A 24146-nucleotide genomic window follows, 5' to 3' on the forward strand; every position below is an offset into this window, starting at 1 on the left:
CCGCCAGGCTCCCCTTGAAAGCCCCAGACTCAGCAGAGTCTGGGGCTTTTGCTTTGCGGGTTTGGGTTTGGGGATGGAAGCTGCGTAGGCAGCGGCAAATGCAATCCGCGCTGTACTTGCTATGCTTTGTGAGTCAAGGGCGTTGCATGTGTGGCGCTGGCGGCGTTACTGGCGGGGATGGGTTATCTCTGTTTGAGCGGTTATGCCATGTCGCCAGGCAAGGGGTGTGGCCCGCCTATCTGTACCGACAAGGAGACCATGATGGGTTTGATCCGGTATGGGCTGTTACTGAGCCTAGTGGCGCCTGCGATGGCAGAGGAGGCCTTGAAGGCTTACAACACCTATCAGTCACAGCCTTTTGTGGTGGGGCAAGGTGGCCTGGCAGCGGATGTGGTGTCTTACCTGAATGGCAAGCTGAAGGGGAAGTACCAGTTCACGCTCAGTACCGTGCCGCGTGAGCGCCTGAATAGTACGGTGATCAATGACCCTAAGTTCAAAGGGGTGGTGTTGTTCATGAGCCCGCAATTTGTGGGGGATGCGGACAAGACACGCTTCAGATGGTCTGCCGTACTGATGGAAGATGCCAACGGAGTACTCTCGCATCCTGCTAAGAAGATTGAATACGTCAATCCGGATACGCTGAAGGGTAAGCGCTTTGCCGGCATACTGGGTAACAAGTACGCCGGTCTGGAGGAGCGCTTCGGCAAGGATATCTATCGCGATGACGTAGCTACCGAACTGGCCAACCTGCAAAAGGTTGCCTCTGGGCGCTCGGATGTAACCATCATGTCGCAGTCCATTTACCGCTACCTCATCAAACACAATGGACTTGATGGCAAACTGCATGTTTCTGCTACGCCGCACATCAGTTTTAGCCGGCATATCTTTGCAGCCAAGGCTGAAGACAAGCTGGTGACTGCGCTGGACGAAGTCATGGCCGCGAGCAAAACAGACCCGGCTTGGAAGGCGCTATTGGCTAAGTACAGCCTCAACTGACTGAGTGGCCGTATGCGGGTGCTGGATCCAAAGGAAGGCAATGATGTTCAGGGTCGAGGCTCAAGCGTTTGCTGCGGGCTGTGCCCAAGCAGCTGGAGGGTAGTTAACGAGGTGACTTGGGCCCATATCCTGCTAGGCCAATCGCCATACCACGCTGCGCTGCTTGGCTGATTGCGGGAGGGGACGACGGCCTCTCGATTTGGGCGTGCTTAGACTTGCTCGATACAGTGCTTGAGCTGTTGCAGGGATAGCCGCGATTCCCGTTCCACCCGCCGTCGTGCAATCAGGTAGTTGTACAGCCGCCAACCGAGGCCTGGCAGTCGGTAGTCCAGTTTGCGTTCAAATACGGTGCGAGTAGGGTCGCCATGAACTGGTGAGCAGTCATAAGCCAGATGCAGCGTCAAGCCATGGTCACCTTGGGCCTCGGCAGACCAATGCTCGCCAGGCTGGTGAGCGATTACCTGCCAGTTGAGTTTGCCTCGTCGGCCGCCGGCATGGATGTCCTCATTGAAATGACAGCCAGCGGCTAAGGGTCCTGGTGCCGCATATACCGCCAGCGAGGACGGGTGCCATTGCGGCCATGCCGTGGCCGTCGAGGCATAGTTGAGCACCGCCATGGGCGAGGCCGCGACATCGATGGTGTGTCGCATCCGAGTCAGGTCTGGCACGATCGCCGCGCCATGTTGGTCTTCACGGTAGAGACTACCATAGAGCCAATCCATCAAGGGAAACACGATATTCAGGTTGTGATCGCGCATCAGCCCGTGGCGATGGTGTAGTGCGTGCAGTTGACGCATTGTGCGGATGCCAGGCAGGCGGGCCAGCGCATGGCTATCGGGCAGATGCTCACAAGCATGGGCAAACTCATAGAGCAGATAGCTACCCATCAGCATGCCTGCGAACAAGGCTGCAAAATTGGCGCTGAGAGCTTGCAGCAGTGCCCAGGCCGGTAGGGCCAGACCGGCACTGACCAGCACGATCAGCCAGGGTGGGAACAGGATCACTCGCCAGTCATGTGGGCCGTCGGGCTGCATTGCATGCTCAGCAAAGAAACTGTGGTGGTCGCCGGTATGGCGTTTGTAGAAGAGCCTGCCTAGCCGTGTCTTGTGGTGACCAAGGCGGCGGTGGATGGTGTATTCGCCCCAGTTGGCGAGCAGCAGTGCCATGGGCAGTGCCAGCCAATCTAGTAGTCGCAGCGGCCCATCAATACGACTCCAGAAGAAAGCCATGCACGCCAGGCCATAGGCGAGCACGAAGCCGCCATGCAGCCAAGGGTTGTAGTGTGGCGAAATGGTTGCCCGATACCGCGCACGGAAGTCGGCTACATCATGATCGAGGTGGCTGGGATAGATTGCGCTGGCTGATGGCTGCGGAAGCATTGCTGGCATCCTTTGGTGTGATGATGCCTAGACTAGCTGCGGTAAGATTATCTTTCTAATGGATATTCGTGCCTATAATTATTCATGAACGTGAAATTGCATCAGCTGGATTTGAACCTGCTCCGTGTGTTTGATGCACTGGTGTTAGAGCGTAACCTGACACGCGCGGCGCTGCGGCTGCACATGAGCCAGCCTGCGGTCAGCAATGCCTTGGCACGGTTACGCCTGCAGCTGGGGGAGCCGTTGTTCGTGCGCACCGCCCGTGGCATGACACCGACGCTCACCGCCCAGTCGCTGCATGGGCCTATAAGTGCGGCGCTGAAGCTGCTGCAGGACAGCCTGGCTCCGCCGCCCGCTTTCGACCCTGCCAAGGCCAAACAGGGTTTTGCGCTGTCCATGAATGACTATGCCCAGTTCGCCTTGCTACCGCGCTTGTGGGCGCGCGTTCGTACCCTGGCGCCAGGTGTGCGCCTGGGGGTGCAGCCTGATGTGGCTGATGAGTTGCCGGTGCGTCTGGCCGCGGGCAACTTGGATCTGGCAATTGATTACCTGCATTTTGATGAGCCCGAGCTGGCTTATGTGCCCTTGCTTGAGGAGCAGCTGGTGGTGATCGCCCGGCGAGATCACCCTACACTGGCAAGTGCTAGTCTGGATATGGCCGCTTACGAGGCTGCCGAGCATGTGACGATACCCGCCAGGGCTGGCCGTGGTTCGCCGCTGGAAATCGTGCTGGGATCGGCCAAGGTCCGACGCCGCGTGGCACTCCATGTTCCCTTTTACATGAGCATACCGGCCGTGGTGGCGGACTCCGAATTGCTGGGTACCATGCCGTTACGCTTGGCTCAGCATTTCGCCACCTACCTGCCGATTACGTTACATCCCCTACCTATGGTCGTGCCGCCAGTGCAGGTCAGCCTGATCTGGCACCGGAGCCGAGAGGCGGATAGCGGCCTGCGCTGGCTGCGTAGGCAGGTCACCGAAACGGTTGCGGTATTGGTTGAGGAGAGGGGCGAGTGACGCGGGTAGTCGGTGGATCGAGCCTGTATTGTCCCCCAGGCACCGGCCGACCAGGAGACAAGGTGATAGTTCGTGACGGCATGGCAGAGGGTAAGCGCCACGCGAGGAGTGGGAACGGCATGACATTGCGGGATAACAAGTCAGGGCGGGCTAGCAATACGATGCTGAACAAACGTGCAGGCCAGGCGTTCCGCCTCCTGGGCATACTTGGTGCGCTGCTCATCGGGCTGGGCCTTGCGGTTTTTTGGGCCATGCCTTCATGGCAATACTCGCAATCCGGAAAGGCGGCCCTTGCGGTGGCCCTGATTGGCGTCGATATCAGCCTGTTTCTGGTAGCCCATGCCATCACTAGCAACAAGGCCTGGGGACGGTATGTCGGCATTGGCTATAGTATCTTGATACTTCCCTTGTTCCCTATCGGTAGCTTGGTGGGTGGCTATTTACTTGTGCTGCTGCTTACCGGTTGGCTTAAGTCCGAGTCTGAGCCGGGAGATAGTGAAGATCGGCGACGCAAATGAGTGTACGTGATTGGCAGGGAGAACGGACTTTGCCGAATCACATGAGGCAATGAATAAAAGCTGGTCGGAGGATCAATGACATTGTGTCGATTTTCATTTGCACGATGCTTTTCGCCCCCAACATTTATTATGTGGGGATTTTCTTTTCTGATTTTGACTTTGTTCATACTAAGCTATTTGGATCCATTATTGGTCGATGGCTTGGTTGAGAGATTTGGATTTGTGGGTGTGTTAGTAGAGAACCCATTCGTTAGTGCGCTCCATTTGGGGGCGTTTGTGGCTATCCCGATTTCTTTGGGGTTTTCCAAAGGTGAGCGTGATCCATACATCACATATTTGGGTGGCATGATGTTCGGCATGGGGATGTGCTCATCGCTATTTTTTAATATTGCCCTCGGTATGGCGTTGGTGTTGCCATCTGCTCATATAATCAAAGAGTTCGGAATGTCATGGGACGATTAAAAGTGCTGTGTGGCACTGTTGGCGTTTCTAAACCCTCCGTTGCGGCTCTTTGTGCGGTTGCACTTAGATTCTGTAACGGTTTGATTGCGCTTGCGATAGCAACGATAGAAGGTGATGCGAGAGGAGTGGTGGGGTGAGATTAATCATTAGTTCGTTAATAGTGGCGATGGGTCTATTGTTTGCGACGTATGTTCGGATTCACTATGCATATCATCCATTTGTGTCTTGGGTGTATTCTTTGGGTTTTCTTTTCATTTATTTGGTGTGGGCGGCTCAGAACTTGTTGGTGTCAAATAAAAAGAGAAAGTTGAGCGGTAGGGTGAGGTGGTTGGCGGATGTTAGGGAGGCTTTTTTTCAGTATCCTGCTTGGCAACGAAAGTGTGCGATTTTCGTTATTGCCATAACTTGCGTTGCTTGCCTTTATTTTTTTATTGACCCTGTTGTTCAGCGGGAATTTAGAATAGGTGTGCAATAGATAAGGTTGTTGTGGGGAGGGGGCTGTTACACAGGTCGCGAAGTCGGATTGTTGTTTCAGTCAGTAGCCACTGTGGCATAGCTCTTCCGCCAAACCCAGCCAGTCACTCAGAAATTTTTGCCACTGATGCCTATTCGTTGGTTTGACCTTCTTTTGCACGATAGCCTTGTCTACTCTGATTGCATGTACGCACAAAAGGATAAGTGCTTCACATCTACCGTGTAAGGGCAATCTGCCCTTTGTGGACGGGCTGTTTTCGAGCATGCGTCCCGCAAGCGCCCATTGAACGACTCGATATAGGCGCTCTGGCTCGCAGCCCAATTTGTGCCAAGCGAGCAAGGCTGGGGCTTCCTGTCTGATCTAAGTATTTCCCTATCGAAAATCCAATCTCCATAATTTATCCACAATCTCTCCCTAATCTGCCGCCGTCAGCCGCAGTCGTGGCTGGTGCAATGCGACGTCATAAAGACACACAGACAAAGGAGAGAACAATGAAGAGGAATCTGTTGCAACTGAGCCTGGCCGGCTTGATCGCGGTGGGGCTGGGCGGTGGCTCGGCCTGGGCTGATGGCATAGGTGATTTCCAGCAGAGCTGGAGCGGCAAGGCACTGTCGCTGCAGCGCTCGCTGGAGGTTTACACGCCCCTGGCGGACAACAGCATGATGGGCACCCACAACAGCTTCAACTCCGCTGTTTATGAGGCGTGCGATCTCAAGGTGGGGTGCCGCTACCAGGACCCGCAGCAAAAACACTCGATCTACGACCAGTTGCGCATGGGGGCACGTTTTATCGAGATGGATGCGCACTGGACCACCAAGATGGAAAGCCTGATCAGCTACCCCAAGCGCTTGCTGTTGTGCCATAACGGCGGCAAGGGGGTGTGCAGTGTCAACGACAAATATCTGACCGAGGGCCTGGATGAGCTGAAGAATTGGCTCAACAGCAGTGACAGCGATAACCAGGTGGTGATTCTCTATATTGAGGATCATATGAATGGGCACCATCAGGATGCCTATAACCAGGTTAACCAGCGTATAGGCAACTGGGTCTACACCAGCAATGGCTGCGCGGCGATACCGTCTAGCCTGACCAAGGCCCAGGTGATGGCGGCGGGCAAGAAGGTGTTGATCTTCAGCGGCAAGAGCTGCAGCAGCAACGGATCTTGGGCCAATATGGTCTACACCGGCCTGGGTGATGTTGGCCGTGTGTGGGAAGACAGGACCATTGTGGGCTCCTTGAACAGCTATGTCAGCGGCGGCAGTGTGGATCACCTCAATGCCAACGAAGTGAGCACGGCACTACGGGAGGGGGCCAATATCGTGGCGCTGGACAATATGGTGACCACCGATGGCCGCTTGGCCGCGGGCGTGTGGAGCTGGTCGGAGGGCGAGCCCAATAACAACGGCGGCAACCAAGACTGCGCGGTGCAATTTGGTAGTGGCCGCTGGGATGACCGTGCCTGCAGCAACAGCTTGCCCTATGCCTGCCAGAACAGCACCGCCGGTTGGGTGGTGACCCGCGCCGCAGGCGCATTTGCCGGGGGTCAGGCTGCCTGCCTGGCCGAATATGGCAGTGGTGCGAATTTCCGGGTGCCTGCCAATGCGCTGGACAACCAGAAGCTGAAGCTTGCCAGGGTGGCTGCGGGCCATGAGGCAGTGTGGCTCAACCATGACGACCAGGTGGACGAAGGCGACTGGCGGGTCAATGGCCTCAGTGGCGCCAACCCGGCGGGCCTGGGCAGCGAAGTGCTAGTTGCGGCGGGTGGTCTGACGCTGCGGGCCAATCAATCCATCAGTACCCGTCGGCGCCAATTGGTGATGCAGGGCGATGGTAATCTGGTGTTGTATCGTCTGGATCGTGGCGTAGTGGTGGGCGATGCGCTGTGGGCCAGCTCAACCCAGGGCAGCGGCAACTATGCCGTGTTCCAGCACGACGGCAATCTGGTGGTGTACAGCAGCGCCAACAAGGCCAAATGGGATAGCAGTACTCACGGCAGTGGTACGCGGCTGGTGTTGCAGTCCGACGGCAACCTGGTGATCTATGACGGCGCTGGCAGGGCCAAGTGGGATAGCAAAACCAACCGCTGACCGCGTGGTGCAACGACAGCCCCTGTCTTTCTGGCAGGGGCTGTTTTTTTGACTGCGGATTATTGGCCAGTGCTGCGACAGCTATCGGCCGCCGCTGACCTCGATAAAACTGCCGGTGGTGTAGGAGGCAGCGTCGGATAGCAGCCAGAGTATGGCCTCGGCCACCTCGGTGGCCTGGCCGCCACGCTGCATGGGGATCTGCGGGGTAAGCCGATCCACCCGGCCTGGCTCGCCGCCATCGGCATGCATGTCGGTATAGATAAAACCAGGGCGCACGGCATTGACACGTATGCCCTCGGCGGCGACCTCCCGTGCCAGGCCCAATGTCAGGGTGTTGATTGCCCCCTTGCTGGCTGCGTAGTCTATGTATTCGTTGGCCGAACCCAAGCGGGCTGCTGCAGACGATACATTGACGATGGCGCCACCCTTGCCACCGTGGCGAGTGGACAGGCGTTTGACTGCCTCCCGCGCGCACAACAGGCTGCCGATGACATTGGTGGCAAAGACCCGCTGCAGACGGTCTGCCCCCATCTGGTCCAGCCGCATCTGGGTTTCCAGCCTGGCGGCGTTGTTGACCAGACCGCGCAAGGGCCCCAGCATCTGTTCTGCCTGCTGGAACAGACGCAGCACATCGGCCTCTTGTGCGATATCGGCCTGGATGGCTTGTGCCTCGCCCCCTGCGGCACGTATCTGCGCAACAAGCGCTTCGGCCGTTGCCTGCTGGCGCAGGTAGTTCACCGCTATGGCATAGCCGTGGCGAGCGGCCAGCAAGGCGGTGGCTGCGCCTATGCCCCGGCTGGCGCCGGTGATGATGACGGTTTGGCCCATGCGATTCCTTGTTGTCAGCGCAGGCATGAAAAACGGCCCCGCAGGGCCGTTGGTCTTGGCTGTATCAGGCCAGCTTGTCCACGCCGCCCATATAGGGGCGCAGCACCTGCGGTATGGTTACCGTGCCGTCGGCATTCTGGTAGTTCTCCAGTACGGCAACCAGGGTACGGCCTACTGCCAGGCCCGAGCCGTTGAGGGTATGCACGAGCTCGTTCTTGCCCGCTTCGTTCTTGACGCGGGTCTGCATGCGGCGCGCCTGAAAGGCTTCACAGTTCGACACCGAGCTGATCTCGCGATAGGTGTTCTGTGCCGGCAGCCAGACTTCCAGATCGTAGGTCTTGGTCGCGCCAAAACCCATGTCACCGGTACACAGGGTGACGACCCGGTAGGGGAGCTCGAGCTTTTGCAGGATAGCCTCGGCATGGCCGCGCATCTGATCCAGCGCCTGGTACGACTGCTCGGGCGCCACGATCTGTACCATCTCCACCTTGTCGAACTGATGCTGGCGGATCAGGCCACGGGTATCGCGGCCGTAGCTGCCGGCTTCCGAACGGAAGCAAGGCGAGTGGGCAGTGAGCCTGATGGGCAGTTCATCGGCCTTCAGCACGCTGTCGCGCACGGTATTGGTCAGCGAAATCTCCGAGGTCGAGATCAGGTACTGGGTCTGGCCGTCTTCGCCGCCACGCTCAACCCGGAACATATCGTCGGCAAACTTGGGCAGCTGGCCGGTGCCGAACAGGACTTCCGGATTGACGATGTAGGGGGTGTAGACCTCGGTATAGCCATGCACTTCGGTCTGGGTGTCGATCATGAATTGCGCCAGTGCACGGTGCAGCTTGGCGATCTGGCCCTTGAGCACGGTAAATCGTGCCCCCGACAGCTTGGCGCCGGTCTCGAAATCCAGGCCCAGCGGCGTACCGATATCCACATGGTCTTTGACTTCAAAGTCAAAGGCACGCGGGGTGCCCCAGCGCAGCAGCTCCACGTTGCCGCTTTCATCCTTACCCACAGGTACCGACTCGTGCGGCAGGTTGGGGATGTGCAGCAACATGTCGTTGAGCTTGTCCTGCAGCGCCGCCAGGCTTTGCTCGGCCGCTTTCAGCTCGTCGCCCAGATTGGCCACGCTGGCCATGATTGGGGCGACATCCTCGCCGCGCGACTTGGCTTGGCCTATGGCCTTCGATTTGGCATTGCGCTCGGCCTGCAGGTCTTGGGTGCGGGTCTGCAGGGCCTTGCGCTCGTGTTCCAGGGCGGCAAAGGCGGCGGTATCGAGCGCGAAGCCGCGCTGGGCCAGGCGTGCTGCGACGCCGTCGAGATCGTTACGGAGTTGTTGTATGTCTAGCATGACGAGCCTGTTCTGTATTCGGTATGCACTAAACGGCAAATAGCGGGTTTGGGGCGGATTCTAACCGCCAGCGCGCCGGGCATGAATGATTTTCAACGCTTTACATGGCCGGACGGCCAGAAAGACAGGACAGCGTGGCATCTGGCATACGCCAGGCGCTTACACGCCGTCCTTGCTAGATCGCGCCGCTTGATCGAGCTGGCGCAGGTGTGCCAGCTTCTCACTGATCTTGGCTTCCAGGCCCCGCGCCACGGGCTGATACCAACCGGGTTCGGCCATGCCGTCCGGCAGGTAGCGCTCGCCTGCGGCGTAGCCATCATCCTCGTTGTGGGCGTAGCGGTACTCGGCACCGTAGCCCAGTTGCTTCATCAACTTGGTCGGTGCATTGCGCAGATGTTCCGGCACGGGCTGCGATTGATCCTTGGCCACAAAGGCGCGGGCGGCCTTATAGGCCATGTAGCCGGCGTTGCTCTTGGGGGCCACGGCCAGGTAGATCACCGCCTGGGCGAGCGCCAGCTCACCCTCGGGCGAACCCAGTCGCTCATAGGTGTCTGCTGCCTGCAGGGTGATCTGTGCTGCGCGTGGATCGGCCAAGCCGATGTCCTCCCATGCCATGCGTATGATGCGGCGGGCCAGGTAGCGTGGGTCGGTGCCGCCATCCAGCATGCGGCAGAACCAGTACAGGGCACCGTCCGGGTTCGAGCCCCGCACCGATTTGTGCAGTGCGGAGATCTGATCGTAAAAAGCGTCGCCGCCTTTGTCAAAGCGTCGTGTGTTCAGGCTCAGGGCATTCTGCAGAAACTCGCCGTCGATCTGGCTGACACCCGCTGTGCTGGCCGCCGTATCGGTCTGCTCCAACAGATTGAGCAGTCGGCGTGCGTCACCGTCGGCGTAGCCCACCAGCGTAGCCAGCGCAGTGTCGTCAAACTGCAGATGGCCCAGCGACTTGCTTTGCGCACGTGCCACCAGTAGACGCAACTCGGCTTCGGTCAGGGCTTTGAGTACATAGACCTGAGCGCGTGACAGCAGGGCCGAATTGACTTCGAACGAGGGATTCTCGGTAGTGGCGCCGATAAAGGTGATCAGGCCGGACTCCACAAACGGGAGGAAGGCATCTTGCTGGCTTTTGTTGAAGCGATGGACTTCATCGACAAACAAGATGGTGGGCCGGCCACGTTGCAGGTAGCGCTCGGCCTCGTCCATGGCCGCCCGTATGTCCTTTACCCCGGAGAAAACCGCCGACAGCGGAATGAATTCGGCGTCAAAACCCGAGGCCATCAACCTTGCCAGGGTGGTTTTCCCTACCCCTGGCGGGCCCCACAGGATCATGGAGTGTGGCTTGCCTGCATCAAATGCGAGCCGCAGCGGCTTGCCGGCGCCCAGCAGATGGGTCTGGCCTATCACCTCTGCCAGGGTGGCTGGCCGCAAGGATTCGGCCAGGGGAGGGCGCGGGGTCTGGGTAAACAGGTCTGACATGGGTGCTGCTTGGTTTCCTGATGAGGTAGGGGGCCGGTTCGAAACGCGATCTGCCGTGTTTCGCCGGGTGCTATGGCCTCAACCAGCTATCGACATCGTCTGCGCTCGCCGCCTGCACATTCTGGTGTCGTGGCGGTTGCGCGAGGCCATGCCGGGTTTGATCAATCAGCCGCTACCACATCGGCGCCCTTGGGCGGCACGAAGTTGAAGCGGTTGGCGTCCAGCTTGGGGTTGCGGCTGATATTGCTGAAGCGTATCAGGGTAGTCTGGCCAAAGCTGTCAGCCAGCTCCATGGCCATGGGTTGGGCATCCTTGAAGCCCATGCGTACCTTCTCGAAGCCGCTGTCGCGGTTCTTGGGCGTGGCTTCTATCCATTCCAGCCCGTCGCGGCTGCCCATATCGGTCAGCTTGTAGGATTTTTCGAGGTCGTTGCTGCCGGCCAGCAGGGCGGCCGGGCTGTCGCCCAGGGCTTGGTCCAGGCGTTTGCGGGTAACCTGGTTGAGGTCGGGGTCGTAGATCCACAGCTGCTTGCCATCACCGACGACGCGCTGCTCGTAAGGCTTGACGTAGTTCCAGTCAAAGCGGCCCGGCCGCTGGATGGCCATGATGCCGCTGGCTTGCTGCTGCTTGCCGCTTTTCTGGCTGACGGTTTGCTGGAAGCTGGCGGTAAAGGCCTGGGTCTGGGACAAAAAGCCCTTGAGCTGTTCCAGGCCGCCGGCGAAGGCGGGCAGGGTCAACAATAGCAGTAGTAAGGGGCGCATGGGTGGCCTGATGGCGAGCTGATAACAGGCAGCCAGTCTACCACGGGTGCCTGAACCGGCCTTGAATGCCCCAGCCAGCAACACTGCTGCAGAAAAGACAAAGCCCCGCACGAGGCGGGGCTTTGCCTTACAACGGGCTAAGGCTTACTGCTGAACGGTAGCGTAGATTTCGACTTCCACGCGGCGGTCAGGTGCGTAGCACTCAACCAGCTTCTTCTTGTTCTTCAGTACCTTCTTGCAATCTTCAGGCTGGGTAACCGGGCTGGATTCGCCCTTGCCTTCGGAGGTGATCATGCCTTCAGGAATACCCTTTTCAACCAGGTGGGCACGGGCGGAAGCAGCGCGCTCTTCCGACAGCTTCTGGTTGTATTCATCCTTGCCGATGCGGTCGGTGTGACCCACGACGTTGATGCGGGTCTTGCTGGCATCGTACTTGCGCTCAAGCAGCACGCCGGCAACAGCGTCAAGTGCCTGCTTGCCTTCGTCCTTCAGAGTGGACTTGTTCAGATCGAACAGGGCGGCGGCGTTCAGGGTCAGGCTTTCCATCTTCACCGGAACGGCGGGCTTGGGGGCCTCAACCACAGGTGCTACGGGTGCCGGAGCCGGGGCGACCACTTCCTTCTTGGGCATCAGATCGGCATCGCACTCTTCGATAGCCTTGTCCTTGCTCCAGGAGCTGGTGCGCCAGCATTCGCCATAGTTGTTCTTTACAACGGCGGCACGCGGGTCGGTGGCATAGCCATCCTTGCCAGCGTAAGCCGAAACGGCGATTGCGCTCATAGCGAGGGCGACCAGGGTACGCTTCATCTTCTGCATAGTTATTCTCCGTTAAGACAGGATGGAATTTAGCGACGGTCATACGAACCGAACCGACGTCGGGGCCGAGTTTACTTGACGCTGCAAGCGCGCCGCAATCAGGAGAATATGACAATTGACGCCAAATTGGAGACGGATAGCTGCGCGTGGTAAAATTTTTGCTTAATTCGCCCGCCCTAGACGCCCAAAAATGACCGATTTGCAACAATTTGCCAAAGAAACCATCCCGGTAAGCCTCGAAGAGGAAATGCGTCGCTCCTATCTCGACTACGCCATGAGCGTTATCGTGGGGCGGGCGTTGCCCGATGTGAGGGATGGCCTCAAGCCTGTACACCGCCGTGTGCTGTTCGCCATGCAGGAGGCCAACAACGTCTGGAACCGGCCCTATGTGAAGTGCGCCCGTATCGTCGGTGACGTCATGGGTAAGTATCACCCGCACGGTGATACAGCCATTTACGACACCTTGGTGCGTATGGCCCAGGACTTCTCGCTGCGTTACACGCTGGTGGATGGCCAGGGTAACTTCGGCTCCATTGATGGCGACAACGCGGCGGCCATGCGTTACACCGAGTGCCGCATGGAGAAGATCTCGGTCGAACTGATGGCCGATATCGACAAGGAAACCGTCGACTTCGTCCCCAACTATGACGGCAAGGAGCTGGAGCCCTCGGTTCTGCCCACCCGTTTGCCCAATCTGCTGGTTAACGGCTCCACCGGTATTGCCGTGGGTATGGCCACCAATATCCCACCCCATAACCTGGGCGAAGTGATCAACGGTGCGCTGGCGCTGCTGCGTAACAGCGACATGAGCATAGACGAGCTGATCGATCTGATCCCGGCGCCGGATTTCCCCACCGCTGGCATTATTTACGGCATTGCCGGGGTGCGTGAAGGCTATCGCACCGGCCGTGGCCGTGTGGTGATGCGCGCCCGTACCCACATTGAGGAAGTCAGCCGCGACAAGCAGGCCATCATTGTCGACGAGCTGCCTTACCAGGTGAACAAGAAGACCCTGATCGAAAAGATTGCGGACCTGGTACGCAATAAGCAGATCGAGGGGATTTCCGACCTGCGCGATGAATCCGACAAATCGGGCATGCGTATCTATATCGAACTCAAGCGCAACGAGATGCCCGAGGTGGTGCTGAACCATCTCTACAAGCAGACCGAGCTGCAATCGAGCTTTGGCATGAATATGGTGGCCTTGGTCGATGGCCAGCCGCGCCTGCTGAACCTGAAGCAGATACTGGAAGCCTTCCTGCGCCACCGCCGTGAAGTGGTGACCCGCCGTACCGTGTACGAGCTGAAGAAGGCCCGCGAGCGTGCCCATACCCTGGAGGGCCTGGCTGTTGCGCTGTCCAATGTGGACGAGGTGATTGCGCTGATCAAGGCCGCTGCTACGCCGCCAGAGGCCAAGGTTGCGCTGATGAGCCGCGAGTGGCGCTCCACTTTGGTGGAAGAACTGCTCTCCCGCGTCGCTAGCGACGAGGCAAGGCCAGAATGGCTGTCGGCCGAGTTTGGCCTGAAGGCCAACGGCTATCGCCTGTCCGAAGCCCAAGCGCAGGCCATCCTGGACATGCGTTTGCAGCGCCTGACCGGTCTGGAGCAGGACAAGCTGGAAGCCGAATACCGCGAGATCATGGAAAAGATCGTCGACCTGCTCGATATCCTGGCCAAGTCCGAACGGATTACCGACATCATTGCCAATGAGCTGACCGAGCTGAAGACCCAGTTTGGTGACGGCCGCAAGTCTGAGATCGTGCCGTTTGGCGAGGATATCAGCCTGGAAGACCTGATCACACCGCAAGAAATGGTAGTGACCCTGTCGCATACAGGCTACATGAAGGCCCAGCCGCTGGATGAATACCGCGCCCAGAAGCGCGGTGGCCGTGGCAAGCAGGCGACGGCTACCAAGGACGATGATTTCATCGATAACCTGTTCGTGGCCAATACCCACGACTATGTGTTGTGCTTCTCCTCGCTGGGCCGGGTTTACTGGCTCAAGGTCTACGAAGTGCCGCAAGGTGGCCGCGCCTCGCGCGGGCGCCCCATCGTCAACCTGCTGCCGCTGCAGGACGGCGAGAAGATCAATGCCATCCTGCCGGTGAAGGCATTTACCGACGACCATTACGTGTTCATGGCCACCCAGTGCGGTACCGTGAAGAAGACTCCGCTGTCGGCCTTCTCCAACCCGCGCAAGCTGGGCATCATTGCCGTCAACCTCGACGAGGGTGATCAGCTGGTTGGGGTAGCCATTACCTCGGGCAGCCATCAGGTCATGCTGTTCTCCGATGGCGGCAAGGCCGTTCGCTTCGACGAGGATGATGTACGCCCGATGGGCCGTGATACTCGTGGCGTGCGTGGCATGTCGCTGGCGGAGGATCAGAAGGTAATCTCGCTGCTGGTGGCCGATTCGGAAGACTGGCAAGTGCTGACAGCCAGCGACGGCGGCTATGGCAAGCGCACGGCGATTGCCGAGTTCCGCCATACCAGTCGTGGTACCCAGGGTGTGATCGCCATGGACCTGACCGAGAAAACCGGCTTCAAGCTGGTGGCGGCCAGCCTGGTTACCGAGACCGACGGCCTGATGCTGATTACCACTGGCGGCGTGCTGATACGCACCTCGGTGGCTGAAGTGCGCGAGACAGGCCGTAGCGCCCAAGGTGTGCGCCTGATCAATCTGGACGAGGGCGAGAAGCTCTCGGGCATTGAAAAAGTAGTAGAAACAGAAGAAGAAGCCGAAGAAGAAGGCATGGAGGATCTGGGTACAGACGTGGGTGGCGAAACCGCTGCCGGCGACGAGGCCTGATCTTGTAATCGGGGTGCCGCGAGGGCGGGTGATGGCTATGCTTGATGCAAGGCCAGCCCGCCGTGCCCACCCTGTGGAGCTTTCTGATGCAAAACCTGCCCCTGCCGGTACTCAATCCGGCATTGTTCGAGGATGTGGCCAACTGGTTCTGCCAGATACCGCACTCGGCTACCATAGGCCTTGAATTCGTCATGGGCGAACGGGGCCATGCGACCTTGCGTGTGCCCTATAACACCGCTCTGGTGGGTAACCCGCGCTCGGGCGTATTGCACGGCGGGGTGATGACTTCGCTGATCGATACTACCAGTGCGCTGTCGGTGTTCTCCATGCTCAACGAGCGTGAGGCCATTGCCACCCTGGACTTGCGCATCGACTACCTGCGCGGCGCCACGCCGGGCCAGCCGGTGTACTGCACGGCCGAATGCTACCGCCTGGGCCGGCAGATCGCCTTTACCCGGGCTACGGCTTACCAGGAAGGCAACGACCAGCCCATCGCCCATGGTGTGGCAACGTTTATGCGTGAATCCAGCCAGGCCCAACTGGGCAGCAAGAAGGAAGGGGCCTGACCATGGTGCAACTGGAAATCCTGCATGCCGCCAAGGAAAGCGGTAACTACGACAGCATCATCGACCAGATACCCTATGCCAAGCTGCTGGGTGTGGTGATGCGTGAAGAAAACGGGCAGCCCTTGTTTGAATTGCCCTTCAGCGACCACAATATCGGCAATGTGCATCTGCCGGCACTGCATGGCGGCGCCATCGGCGGCTTTATGGAAAACGCCGCGCTGCTGCATCTGGTTTGGGCGCGAGAGTCGGCCGAAGTGCCACGCACCATTGATTTCTCGCTGGACTTCCTGCGCTCGGGCAAGGCCCAGAGCCTGTATGCCCGCTGCGATATCACCAAGCAGGGCAAGCGCGTTGCCAATGTGCGCATGACGGCCTGGCAGGAAGATGAAAGCAAGCCGGTAGCAGTGGCGCGTGCGCATTTTCTGCTGTCGTAGCGCTTGTGATGAAAGCCAGTCACTGGCGGGTGATGACGGACTGAGTAGACGACAGGGCGGCCTGATATCGGAGGCTTGTCCCTGATGAAATCCACGCCCCTGGCCTTGCCGCCGAGACGGAAACCCAGCTTGCACGGTGCGTGGAAGGTTCTCGGGGGCGGTTGGGCGCTAGGCCGCTACCCCGCAAGGTGATGTGCTGTACCCGGGAATGACCGCTTCTGCGTGATGGAGGCCTTGTGCCGCACCGCGATGAGGCCGGATTTCCTGGCCGTGCCCGATAGCCTGCCCGGCGGTTAAACTCGCTTGCCTTTGGGTAGTCTGAATATGGTCCCCACTTTCTGGAGCATTCATGTCCCCTGTCTTCAATTTCAGCGCCGGTCCCGCCGTTTTGCCACGAGAAGTCCTGCTCGAAGTGCAGGGAGAGTTGCTCAGTTGGCACGGTAGCGGCATGTCGGTGATGGAGATGAGCCACCGTGGCAAGGAATTCATGCAGATCGCGGCCGAGGCCGAGGAAGACCTGCGTGCGGTCATGGGTATCCCCGCCAACTACAAGGTGCTGTTCCTGCAGGGCGGGGCCACCACCCAGTTCGCCATGGTGCCGATGAATCTGATACGTGGCCACGCCAGCATCGATTTTGTCGACACCGGCCATTGGTCCAAGCTGGCCATGAAGGAAGCACGCAAGTTCGGGGTGAGCACCCATGTGGTCGCCAGTGCCGAAGACCGTGGCTACTGCTACGTGCCGGCACAGGATGGCTGGCAGCGCGACCCGCAGGCCGCCTATCTGCACTACACCTCCAACGAGACCCTGGGCGGCGTGGAATTCCCCTTCATTCCTGATAGCGATGGTGTGCCGCTGGTCTGCGACATGTCGTCCAACTTCCTGTCGCGGCCGACTGATGTCAGTCGCTTCGGGCTGATCTATGGCGGTGCCCAGAAGAACATTGGCCCAGCCGGCCTGACCATCGTCATTGTGCGTGAAGACTTGCTGGGGCAAACCGTATCAGGCACCCCCACCATGTTCGATTACAAGATCCAGGCGGAGGGTGACTCGATGTACAACACGCCACCTACCTTCGCCATCTATGTGGCGGGCCTGGTGTTCAAGTGGATGCAGCGCCAGGGCGGGCTCAAGGCCATAGAGCAGCGTAATATCGAAAAGGCGGCGCTACTGTACGAGACCATCGATACCTCGAATGGTTTTTACCACTGCCCGGTGGAAAAGGCCTATCGCTCGCGCATGAATGTGCCGTTCAAGCTGGCAGAAGAACGGCTGGATGAGGACTTCATCAAGGAGGCACGCGCCCGCAACCTGCTGCAGCTCAAGGGTCATCGCTCGACCGGCGGAATGCGTGCCAGCATCTATAACGCCATGCCGCTGGAAGGCGTGAAAGCGCTGACGGCTTTCATGCAGGACTTTGCCCGGCATCACGGTTGAACGAGTGTAAGTCACCCCCAACAACAAAGCCGGCATTGCCGGCTTTATTGTTGGGGAAGGGGTATAGAGAGGACAGCTCCATAGGCTGCGATTCCTTGAACAGGTTCTCAGGCGAGGATGCGCGTAAACCGCTCCCGATAAGCCTGCGGTGCGACACCAAACTGGCGCATGAAGGCCCGACGCAGGGCTTGTTCGTCGCCGAAGCCACAGAGAGCTGCGATGGTCTTGATGGGCTGCGGGCTGGCTGCGAGCGCCTGGCTGGCGGCTTCCAGCCGCATGGCGGCGACGGCCTTGGCGGGGGAGAGGCCAACTTTTTCGCTGTAGTGGCGAGCGAAGCTGCGGGGGCTCATGCCGGCGCGGCGTGCCAGGCTGGGAACGCTCAGGTCGGCCTGCAGATTGGCCGCCATCCAGCCATGCAGGTCGGCCAGCCGGCCATCCAGTGTCTGGATACGTAGCGGCGTGCTGAACTGCGATTGCCCACCGGGACGCTTGAGGAACACCACCAGCCTTTGCGCCACCTGCATGGCGGCCTGATGGCCCAGGTCTGCCTCCAGCAGTGCGAGGGCCAGGTCTATGCCGGAGGACACGCCGGCCGCTGTCCAGAACTTGCCGTCCTGTACGAACAAAGCGTTCTCCTCCAGCCGTATGGTGGCATCCAGCTTGAGCAAGGCCTCACCTGCCAGCCAATGGGTGGTTGCCCGGCGGCCCGAGAGCAAGCCGGTGGCGGCCAGCGTGAAGGCGCCGGTACAGGTGGAGCAGATGCGGCGTATCTGCGGGGCGTGCATACTGATCCAGTCGACCATGGCTTGCGATGCAAACGGGACATAGCCCGCGCCGCCACCGGGCAATATCAAGGTATCGACCTCGTCCAGCGAGATCTCGCTGATCGCGGTGGTATCCAGCCGCACACCGGCCGAGGTGGTGATGAGGCCGCCTTTGAGCGAGGCGACGCTGATGTGGTAGGGCGGGGCATCGGGATGGATGCGATTGGGTTGCGACAGGACTTCCAGCGGACCGGTGATGTCGAGCAGATTCATTCTGTCGCACAGTAGGAAGAGTATGTGGCGTGGCGGGCGTGGCATGCTGACGACTCCCGAGGGACAGGGGGGATTTCGCGGCGCTCAAGATTTTGAACAGGCTCTGAGTTTCTGCCATCTTGCCGCGAGCCTGCGTGGCATGAATGCCAATCTACCATCACTTTCTGCCAAACAGCTGGTTCAGGCTGCTGTGATGGTGCATTTGCGCTGCGCTGTCTCTTGGCGAGCCGGCGGCTTAGGCGCACATTGCAGCCATTCCAACGGGAGTCATACCATGTTCAATGGCACCGCCCGCCGGGTGCTGATCTGCGCCGGCATCATCGTCTCCCTCTCCATGGGCATACGCCATGGCTTTGGTTTCTTTCTGCAGCCCATCACCCAGGATTTTGGCTGGAACCGCGAGGTGTTTGCGCTGGCGCTGGGTTTGCAGAACCTGGTCTGGGGGGCGGCCCAACCGTTCACCGGCGCCCTGGCCGACCGCTATGGGGCAACGCGGGTGCTGGTGGTGGGCGCCTTGCTCTATGCCGCAGGGCTGGCCTTGATGACGGTATCGAGCAGCGGCTGGATGTTCTCCGGCTCTGCCGGTGTGCTGTTGGGGCTGGCTTTGTCGGGCTCTACCTATAGCATCGTCTTTGGGGTGATTGGTCGCGCCGTACCCGAGTCGCAGCGCTCGCAGGCCATGGGTATAGCCTCGGCTGCCGGTAGTTTTGGCCAGTTCATGATGGTGCCGGTGGAGCAGCAGCTGATCTCCGGCCTGGGCTGGATGCCGACCTTGCTGATCCTGTCGGCCATGTCGCTGCTGATCATCCCAGCCGCCAGGGGCTTAAGGGAAGATGCGCCTGCGGCAGGGCATGGAACCGGTCAAAGCGTTTGGGCGGCCGCGCGGGAGGCTTTTCGCTACCCTAGTTTCCAGATGCTGATGGCAGGGTATTTTGTCTGTGGTTTCCAGGTGGTGTTCATCGGCGTGCATCTGCCGGCCTATCTGAAGGATTTTGGCCTGCCTGGGAGTGTGGCGGCGGTTGCGCTGGCCTTGATCGGCTTGTTCAATGTGTTTGGTACCTATACCGCTGGCCAGTTGGGCGCGCGTTTCAGTAAAAAGTATCTGCTGTCGATGATCTATCTTGCGCGGGCGGTGGCTATCTCGGTGTTCCTGCTGGCGCCGCTGACGGCCTTGAGCGTCTGGATATTTGCCGCCGTCATCGGTTTTCTGTGGCTCTCCACCGTGCCGCTGACCAATGGCGTGATTGCCACCATCTTTGGCGTCAAGCACCTGGGGATGCTGTCGGGCTTTGTCTTCTTCTCGCATCAGATAGGCAGCTTCCTTGGTGTGTGGCTGGGAGGCTGGCTATATGACCACACTGGCTCCTACAACGTGGTGTGGTACATCTCCATCGGCCTGGGCATCGGTGCGGCCCTGATCAACTGGCCTATACGCGAGCAGGCCATAGGCCGGCCGGCGGCCATGGCCGCCACATGAGACGCTGGATGCGCTGGTGCCTGGTGGCGGCCGCACTGGCGGCGGTGTTTGCCGCCTATATCCGGCCCGAATCCCAGGTGGTGCTGGCCAATCTATGGGCCATGTGCGGTTTTTGAGACTATGGCTGGGGCGAAACACGGCAATGTCTTATAGGCCCAGCTGGCATAAAGCAGCACCGCCAAGCCATGCTATGCTCATCCGTCCCGCACCACCCTATGCCTGGTGCGCTTTCGCCAAGGTGCAGCATGTCTGATGAACAACTCAAATCCCACCGCGACGCCATCGATGCACTCGATACCCGCATTCTTGAACTGCTGAACGAGCGCGCCAGCCATGCCCGCGCCATAGGCGAGATCAAGGGGGGCGGGCTGGTCTACCGGCCCGAGCGCGAGGCGCAGGTGCTGTCGCGCATCAAGGCGACCAATCGGGGGCCGCTGCCGGACGAATCGGTCGCCAAGCTGTTCCGCGAGATCATGTCGGCCTGCCTCAGCATAGAGCGGCCGCTTACCATCGCCTATCTGGGCCCCGAAGGTACGTTCAGCCAGTCTGCCGCCATCAAGCATTTTGGCCATGCTGCCGTTACCCAGGCCTGTGCCAGCATAGACGAAGCATTCCGGGTGGTAGAGGCGCGCAGTGCCGACTATGTGGTGGCACCGGTCGAGAACTCCACCGAGGGTGCCGTGGGCCGTACCCTGGATCTGATGGTGAACACCCCCTTGCAGGTCTGTGGTGAGGTGGTGCTACGCATCCACCACCACCTCTTGCGCAAGGACCCAAGCTTTGACGGCATACGCCGGGTTTATTCGCATGCCCAATCGCTGGCCCAATGCCATGAGTGGCTGAACAAGAACCTGCCCGCCGAGGTGGAACGCATCTCGGTGTCATCCAACGCCGAAGCCGCGCGCCTGGCCAGCCTGGATACCCAATGTGCCGCCATTGCCGGCGACGCTGCAGCGGAGAAGTTCGGCATGCTCAAGCTGGCAGAGAACATCGAAGACGAGCCCAATAACACCACTCGCTTCCTGGTGCTGGGTTACCACCACACGACGGCCAGTGGTCGTGACAAGACCAGCCTGGTGATGTCGGCCCAAAACAAGCCTGGCGCGGTCCACCAATTGCTGAGCCCCCTGGCCGAGCATGGCGTCTCCATGACCAAGTTCGAGTCGCGCCCCTCGCGTACCGGCTTGTGGGAATACGTCTTCTTTGTCGACATCGAAGGCCATACCGGCGAGGCACGGGTGCAGCAGACGCTGGATGCCTTGCGTGAACGCGCGGCCTTCGTGAAGGTGCTGGGTGCCTACCCGGTGGCGGTGCTCTGATATCCAGCACAGGCGGCAGGGGCTAGTGGCCTTTGCCTCATCTACGCCGCCGGCACGGATGGCTGGCCGCACTGCGTGGTAGAGGCTAGCGCGGCAGACTATAGGCTTGGTACACACAGGTGGCCCACACGCTGCGGCAATATCGGGCTGGTCAAAATGGCGGCGCCACCGAGGCAGCCGTCATATCCCGTATTGCCGGCTGGTCTGCAGATGAGCCTCATGGAGGCAGGTTTTCAAGGTGGCGGCAGATGCGCCCGCCACGGTTCCCAATAGACAGAGAGTCATGAAATGAAGTCGGTTTGCGTATTCTGTGGTTCATCGTTCGGCAAGCGGCCTGCCTATCGTGAGGCGGCCGGCCTGCTGGGGCAGACATTGGCCGAGCAGGATCTGACGCTGGTATGGGGTGGGGGCCGAGTCGGCCTGATGGGCACTGTTGCCGATGCCGTATTGGCCGCAGGCGGCGAGACGGTGGGGGTGATACCGGGCTTTATGGTGGCCAAGGAGCTGGCGCACCCGGATTCCACCGAACTGATAGAAGTCGACAGCATGCATACCCGTAAGGCGCTGATGGCCGAGCGCTCCGATGGCTTTGTCGCCCTGCCGGGTGGTTTTGGTACGCTGGACGAGATGTTCGAGATACTGACCTGGGCGCAGCTGCATATCCATGGCAAGCCCGTGGGCTTGCTCAACGTGGCGGCCTACTTCGACCCACTGCTGGCCTGGATACACCACGCTGAGCAGGAGGGTTTTATCAAGCCCGGCCACCTAGCCTTGTTCCATGTTGCAGACAACCCGGCCGAGCTGTTGGACAAGATGCGGCAGCATCAGGCACCCGAGGGTGACTGGGCGGCCAAGGTGTCGCTGGCGCAAAGCTGAGCCATGCAGCCGGATCTGGCGGCCCGCCTGCTTGCCCTAGTGGCGGCTAGCCCATGGCTGATGGCGGCCTTGCGCGCCGCACGTACGCTGGGGCTGCCCGATTGGTGCCTAGCGGCCGGGGTGGTGCGCAATATGGTCTGGGACGCGGCACATGGCCGCACGCCGCAACCCTGGCCTGAGTCCGATGTGGACCTGGTTTACTTCGATGCCACGGTCACCGATACAGCACATGATGCCGGCCTGCAGGCTCGGCTGACCGGGCTCGTGCCATCGCTGGTGTGGGAGGTTAGCAACCAGGCGCAGGTGCATTGCTGGTTCGAGCGTTATTTTGGCCACCCGACGGCACCCATCACCAGTCTGGCCGAGGGCATCGCGAGCTGGCCGGAGACGGCGACGGCAGTCGGTGTCTGGCTTGATCATGCCGACCAGCTGCAGCTTGTCGCCCCCCTGGGTCTGGAGGATTTGTTCGGCCTGCTGGTGCGGCGCAACCCGGCACATGTCAGTATCGCAACCTATCGCCAGCGTATTGCCGACAAGCGTTATGCCGAACGCTGGCCCCTGCTCACTATCCTGCACGAGTAGTCTGCCGAGAGCCTCATGTCATCCAGCCCGCTAGCTCCCCAACATATCCGTGATCTCGCGCCTTATCAGGGTGGCAAACCCATCGCTGATCTGGCACGAGAACTGAATCTGGACCCAGCCAGCATCATCAAGCTGGCATCCAACGAGAATCCGCAAGGCCTCAGCACCAAGGCGCGCGAGGCCATGCTGTTGGCCATGGATGGCCTGACGCGCTACCCAGATGACAATGGCTATGCGCTCAAGGCCGCCATTGCCCGGCGTTTTGCCGTGCAGCCGTCGCAGATCGTACTGGGCAATGGCTCCAACGATATCCTGGAACTCGCTGCCCGCACCTTCGTGACACCTGGGGACACGGTAGTCTATTCGCAGTATGCGTTCGCCTACTATAGCCTGGCGACCCAAGCCGCCGGTGCGAGAGGCCTGGAGGTTCGGGCCGTGGAGTATGGCCATGATCTGGGGGCCATGCTGGCGGCCATCCAGCCTGATACCAAACTGGTGTTCATCGCCAACCCCAACAATCCCACAGGCACGCTGTGCCGGCCAGGCGATGTGCTGGAGTTTCTGGAAAGCTGCCCGCCGCAGGTGCTGGTGGTGCTGGATGAGGCGTATGTTGAGTTTTTACCGCCTGAGAAGCGCAGCGATACCCTGGCGCTGTTGCAGCGCTTTCCGAATCTGCTGGTTTGCAGGACGCTCTCCAAGGCCTATGGCCTGGCAGGGGTGCGTATCGGTTTTGGTATCGCCAGCCCAGCCGTGGCCGAGCTGTTGAATCGGGTGCGCCGGCCATTCAACGTCAACACCCTTGCTCAAGCAGCGGCTGTCGCTGCACTGGACGATGCCGAATTCCTGCGAGAGACCATCCGCATCAACACCGCTGGCATGCAACAGCTGACCGAGGCATTCATCCGGCTCGGCATCCCCTTTATACCCAGCCACGCCAACTTCATCACCTTCCACGTCGGCGACGGGGCCTTGTTGAACCAGTACATGCTGGAACATGGGGTCATCATTCGGCCGCTGACGAACTATGGTATGAGAGACAGCCTGCGCGTTTCCATCGGACTGCCTGAAGAGAACGCGCGTTTTATTGCCGTGCTGGAAGCAGCGCTGGGGGGCTAGACCTACTGGCGCGGGAGACTGGCAGATGGTTTTTGCGCTCTGTTTCGATACCAATACCCTGCATTGCTTTATGAGTGAGCGCCTGGCGGCGGACTATTGCCGCCAGCATGGCGGTGACTGGCAGCTGTGCGATGAGCAGGGCAGGGCGGTGTATCCGCCGGGTTTTGCCCCAAGGGCGCAAATGGGTTTGCTGGCTGCGCATATGTGGCTGGCAGAGACCCCTTACGCCGAGGGCGTGCTGCCGTATGGGTTTGATCCATCCCCTGGCGGCGGGCTGGAGCAGAACTAGGCGGCTGCCTACAGCAGTGCTACGCGGCTTGGCGGGCGCAAGG

General features: G+C 59.9%; 21 protein-coding genes. 14 read left to right on the forward strand and 7 right to left on the reverse strand.

Annotation, left to right across the window (positions count from 1 at the left end; translation table 11 throughout):
* The first annotated feature begins 258 nt into the window (after positions 1–258).
* Positions 259–996, forward strand: a complete 738-nt coding sequence (locus QWZ03_RS08755) for a substrate-binding periplasmic protein (RefSeq protein ID WP_290332342.1) — start codon at positions 259–261, stop codon at positions 994–996.
* Between the two features lie 209 nt (positions 997–1205).
* On the opposite strand, the gene QWZ03_RS08760 is transcribed toward QWZ03_RS08755, so the two are convergent.
* Complete coding sequence (locus tag QWZ03_RS08760; protein ID WP_290332343.1) at positions 1206–2375, reverse strand: sterol desaturase/SRPBCC family protein; 1170 nt, start codon at positions 2373–2375, stop codon at positions 1206–1208.
* 84 nt (positions 2376–2459) lie between these two features.
* On the opposite strand from QWZ03_RS08760, the gene bsrA reads away from it, so the two are divergent.
* From bsrA to QWZ03_RS08775, 3 genes are all read left to right on the forward strand, one after another.
* Entirely contained in the window at positions 2460–3392 is a 933-nt protein-coding gene (gene bsrA / locus QWZ03_RS08765; protein ID WP_290332344.1) for a LysR family transcriptional regulator BsrA, read from the forward strand.
* Between the two features lie 119 nt (positions 3393–3511).
* A complete protein-coding gene (locus QWZ03_RS08770) occupies positions 3512–3910 on the forward strand; it encodes a hypothetical protein (RefSeq protein WP_290332345.1) in 399 nt (132 codons plus the stop codon).
* Positions 3911–5338: 1428 nt separating this feature from the next.
* The gene (locus QWZ03_RS08775) at positions 5339–6934 is read left to right on the forward strand and encodes a phosphoinositide-specific phospholipase C-related protein (protein ID WP_290332346.1); all 1596 of its coding nucleotides are present in this window, start codon (positions 5339–5341) and stop codon (positions 6932–6934) included.
* 81 nt (positions 6935–7015) lie between these two features.
* On the opposite strand, the gene QWZ03_RS08780 is transcribed toward QWZ03_RS08775, so the two are convergent.
* From QWZ03_RS08780 to QWZ03_RS08800, 5 genes are all read right to left on the reverse strand, one after another.
* A complete protein-coding gene (locus QWZ03_RS08780) occupies positions 7016–7762 on the reverse strand; it encodes an SDR family oxidoreductase (protein WP_290332347.1) in 747 nt (248 codons plus the stop codon).
* Positions 7763–7826: 64 nt separating this feature from the next.
* On the reverse strand, positions 7827–9107 hold the full coding sequence (gene serS / locus QWZ03_RS08785; protein WP_290332348.1) for a serine--tRNA ligase: 1281 nt from the start codon (positions 9105–9107) through the stop codon (positions 7827–7829).
* 159 nt (positions 9108–9266) lie between these two features.
* Entirely contained in the window at positions 9267–10583 is a 1317-nt protein-coding gene (locus QWZ03_RS08790) for a replication-associated recombination protein A (protein ID WP_290332349.1), read from the reverse strand.
* A 161-nt stretch (positions 10584–10744) separates the two neighbouring features.
* On the reverse strand, positions 10745–11344 hold the full coding sequence (gene lolA / locus QWZ03_RS08795; RefSeq protein WP_290332350.1) for an outer membrane lipoprotein chaperone LolA: 600 nt from the start codon (positions 11342–11344) through the stop codon (positions 10745–10747).
* A gap of 144 nt (positions 11345–11488) precedes the next feature.
* A complete protein-coding gene (locus QWZ03_RS08800) occupies positions 11489–12160 on the reverse strand; it encodes an OmpA family protein (RefSeq protein WP_290332351.1) in 672 nt (223 codons plus the stop codon).
* Positions 12161–12350: 190 nt separating this feature from the next.
* Between QWZ03_RS08800 and gyrA the strand changes: the two genes are divergently transcribed.
* From gyrA to serC, 4 genes are all read left to right on the forward strand, one after another.
* Positions 12351–14969 carry a DNA gyrase subunit A gene (gene gyrA, locus QWZ03_RS08805; protein ID WP_308447019.1) on the forward strand — a complete coding sequence of 873 codons (2619 nt, stop codon included), beginning with the start codon at positions 12351–12353 and terminating at the stop codon, positions 14967–14969.
* 86 nt (positions 14970–15055) lie between these two features.
* Positions 15056–15535, forward strand: a complete 480-nt coding sequence (locus QWZ03_RS08810; protein ID WP_290332352.1) for a PaaI family thioesterase — start codon at positions 15056–15058, stop codon at positions 15533–15535.
* A 2-nt stretch (positions 15536–15537) separates the two neighbouring features.
* On the forward strand, positions 15538–15969 hold the full coding sequence (locus QWZ03_RS08815; RefSeq protein WP_284196899.1) for a PaaI family thioesterase: 432 nt from the start codon (positions 15538–15540) through the stop codon (positions 15967–15969).
* A 349-nt stretch (positions 15970–16318) separates the two neighbouring features.
* Complete coding sequence (serC, locus tag QWZ03_RS08820) at positions 16319–17407, forward strand: 3-phosphoserine/phosphohydroxythreonine transaminase (RefSeq protein ID WP_290332353.1); 1089 nt, start codon at positions 16319–16321, stop codon at positions 17405–17407.
* 107 nt (positions 17408–17514) lie between these two features.
* Here the strand turns inward: serC and QWZ03_RS08825 are convergent, their stop codons facing one another.
* On the reverse strand, positions 17515–18489 hold the full coding sequence (locus QWZ03_RS08825) for a GlxA family transcriptional regulator (RefSeq protein ID WP_290332354.1): 975 nt from the start codon (positions 18487–18489) through the stop codon (positions 17515–17517).
* 229 nt (positions 18490–18718) lie between these two features.
* On the opposite strand from QWZ03_RS08825, the gene QWZ03_RS08830 reads away from it, so the two are divergent.
* The 6 genes from QWZ03_RS08830 to QWZ03_RS08855 all read left to right on the forward strand — a co-directional run bounded on the left by QWZ03_RS08830 (position 18719) and on the right by QWZ03_RS08855 (position 24103).
* Positions 18719–19921, forward strand: a complete 1203-nt coding sequence (locus QWZ03_RS08830) for an MFS transporter (RefSeq protein WP_290332355.1) — start codon at positions 18719–18721, stop codon at positions 19919–19921.
* 245 nt (positions 19922–20166) lie between these two features.
* Positions 20167–21240, forward strand: coding sequence for a prephenate dehydratase (pheA, locus tag QWZ03_RS08835; protein WP_284196895.1), 1074 nt, complete (start codon positions 20167–20169; stop codon positions 21238–21240).
* Positions 21241–21528: 288 nt separating this feature from the next.
* Positions 21529–22116: an LOG family protein gene (locus tag QWZ03_RS08840; RefSeq protein WP_284196894.1), complete on the forward strand. Its 588-nt coding sequence runs from the start codon at positions 21529–21531 to the stop codon at positions 22114–22116.
* 3 nt (positions 22117–22119) lie between these two features.
* Positions 22120–22698 (forward strand): nucleotidyltransferase family protein, encoded by a 579-nt coding sequence (locus QWZ03_RS08845; protein WP_290332356.1) that lies wholly within the window; start codon positions 22120–22122, stop codon positions 22696–22698.
* A gap of 15 nt (positions 22699–22713) precedes the next feature.
* Positions 22714–23814 carry a histidinol-phosphate transaminase gene (gene hisC, locus QWZ03_RS08850; protein ID WP_290332357.1) on the forward strand — a complete coding sequence of 367 codons (1101 nt, stop codon included), beginning with the start codon at positions 22714–22716 and terminating at the stop codon, positions 23812–23814.
* A gap of 25 nt (positions 23815–23839) precedes the next feature.
* Positions 23840–24103, forward strand: coding sequence for a hypothetical protein (locus QWZ03_RS08855; protein WP_290332358.1), 264 nt, complete (start codon positions 23840–23842; stop codon positions 24101–24103).
* The last annotated feature ends 43 nt before the right edge of the window (positions 24104–24146 follow it).

The sequence above is a fragment of the Chitinimonas viridis genome (genome assembly GCF_030409555.1).
Lineage (GTDB): Bacteria > Pseudomonadota > Gammaproteobacteria > Burkholderiales > Chitinimonadaceae > Chitinimonas > Chitinimonas viridis.

Excerpts from the sequence above, each read along its gene's own strand:
- QWZ03_RS08755 (WP_290332342.1), top strand. The coding sequence starts at position 259 with ATGATGGGTTTGATCCGGTATGGGCTGTTACTGAGCCTAGTGGCGCCT.
- QWZ03_RS08760 (WP_290332343.1), bottom strand. The coding sequence starts at position 2,375 with ATGCTTCCGCAGCCATCAGCCAGCGCAATCTATCCCAGCCACCTCGAT.
- bsrA (WP_290332344.1), top strand. The coding sequence starts at position 2,460 with ATGAACGTGAAATTGCATCAGCTGGATTTGAACCTGCTCCGTGTGTTT.
- QWZ03_RS08770 (WP_290332345.1), top strand. The coding sequence starts at position 3,512 with ATGACATTGCGGGATAACAAGTCAGGGCGGGCTAGCAATACGATGCTG.
- QWZ03_RS08775 (WP_290332346.1), top strand. The coding sequence starts at position 5,339 with ATGAAGAGGAATCTGTTGCAACTGAGCCTGGCCGGCTTGATCGCGGTG.
- QWZ03_RS08780 (WP_290332347.1), bottom strand. The coding sequence starts at position 7,762 with ATGGGCCAAACCGTCATCATCACCGGCGCCAGCCGGGGCATAGGCGCA.
- serS (WP_290332348.1), bottom strand. The coding sequence starts at position 9,107 with ATGCTAGACATACAACAACTCCGTAACGATCTCGACGGCGTCGCAGCA.
- QWZ03_RS08790 (WP_290332349.1), bottom strand. The coding sequence starts at position 10,583 with ATGTCAGACCTGTTTACCCAGACCCCGCGCCCTCCCCTGGCCGAATCC.
- lolA (WP_290332350.1), bottom strand. The coding sequence starts at position 11,344 with ATGCGCCCCTTACTACTGCTATTGTTGACCCTGCCCGCCTTCGCCGGC.
- QWZ03_RS08800 (WP_290332351.1), bottom strand. The coding sequence starts at position 12,160 with ATGCAGAAGATGAAGCGTACCCTGGTCGCCCTCGCTATGAGCGCAATC.
- gyrA (WP_308447019.1), top strand. The coding sequence starts at position 12,351 with ATGACCGATTTGCAACAATTTGCCAAAGAAACCATCCCGGTAAGCCTC.
- QWZ03_RS08810 (WP_290332352.1), top strand. The coding sequence starts at position 15,056 with ATGCAAAACCTGCCCCTGCCGGTACTCAATCCGGCATTGTTCGAGGAT.
- QWZ03_RS08815 (WP_284196899.1), top strand. The coding sequence starts at position 15,538 with ATGGTGCAACTGGAAATCCTGCATGCCGCCAAGGAAAGCGGTAACTAC.
- serC (WP_290332353.1), top strand. The coding sequence starts at position 16,319 with ATGTCCCCTGTCTTCAATTTCAGCGCCGGTCCCGCCGTTTTGCCACGA.
- QWZ03_RS08825 (WP_290332354.1), bottom strand. The coding sequence starts at position 18,489 with ATGCCACGCCCGCCACGCCACATACTCTTCCTACTGTGCGACAGAATG.
- QWZ03_RS08830 (WP_290332355.1), top strand. The coding sequence starts at position 18,719 with ATGTTCAATGGCACCGCCCGCCGGGTGCTGATCTGCGCCGGCATCATC.
- pheA (WP_284196895.1), top strand. The coding sequence starts at position 20,167 with ATGTCTGATGAACAACTCAAATCCCACCGCGACGCCATCGATGCACTC.
- QWZ03_RS08840 (WP_284196894.1), top strand. The coding sequence starts at position 21,529 with ATGAAGTCGGTTTGCGTATTCTGTGGTTCATCGTTCGGCAAGCGGCCT.
- QWZ03_RS08845 (WP_290332356.1), top strand. The coding sequence starts at position 22,120 with ATGCAGCCGGATCTGGCGGCCCGCCTGCTTGCCCTAGTGGCGGCTAGC.
- hisC (WP_290332357.1), top strand. The coding sequence starts at position 22,714 with ATGTCATCCAGCCCGCTAGCTCCCCAACATATCCGTGATCTCGCGCCT.
- QWZ03_RS08855 (WP_290332358.1), top strand. The coding sequence starts at position 23,840 with ATGGTTTTTGCGCTCTGTTTCGATACCAATACCCTGCATTGCTTTATG.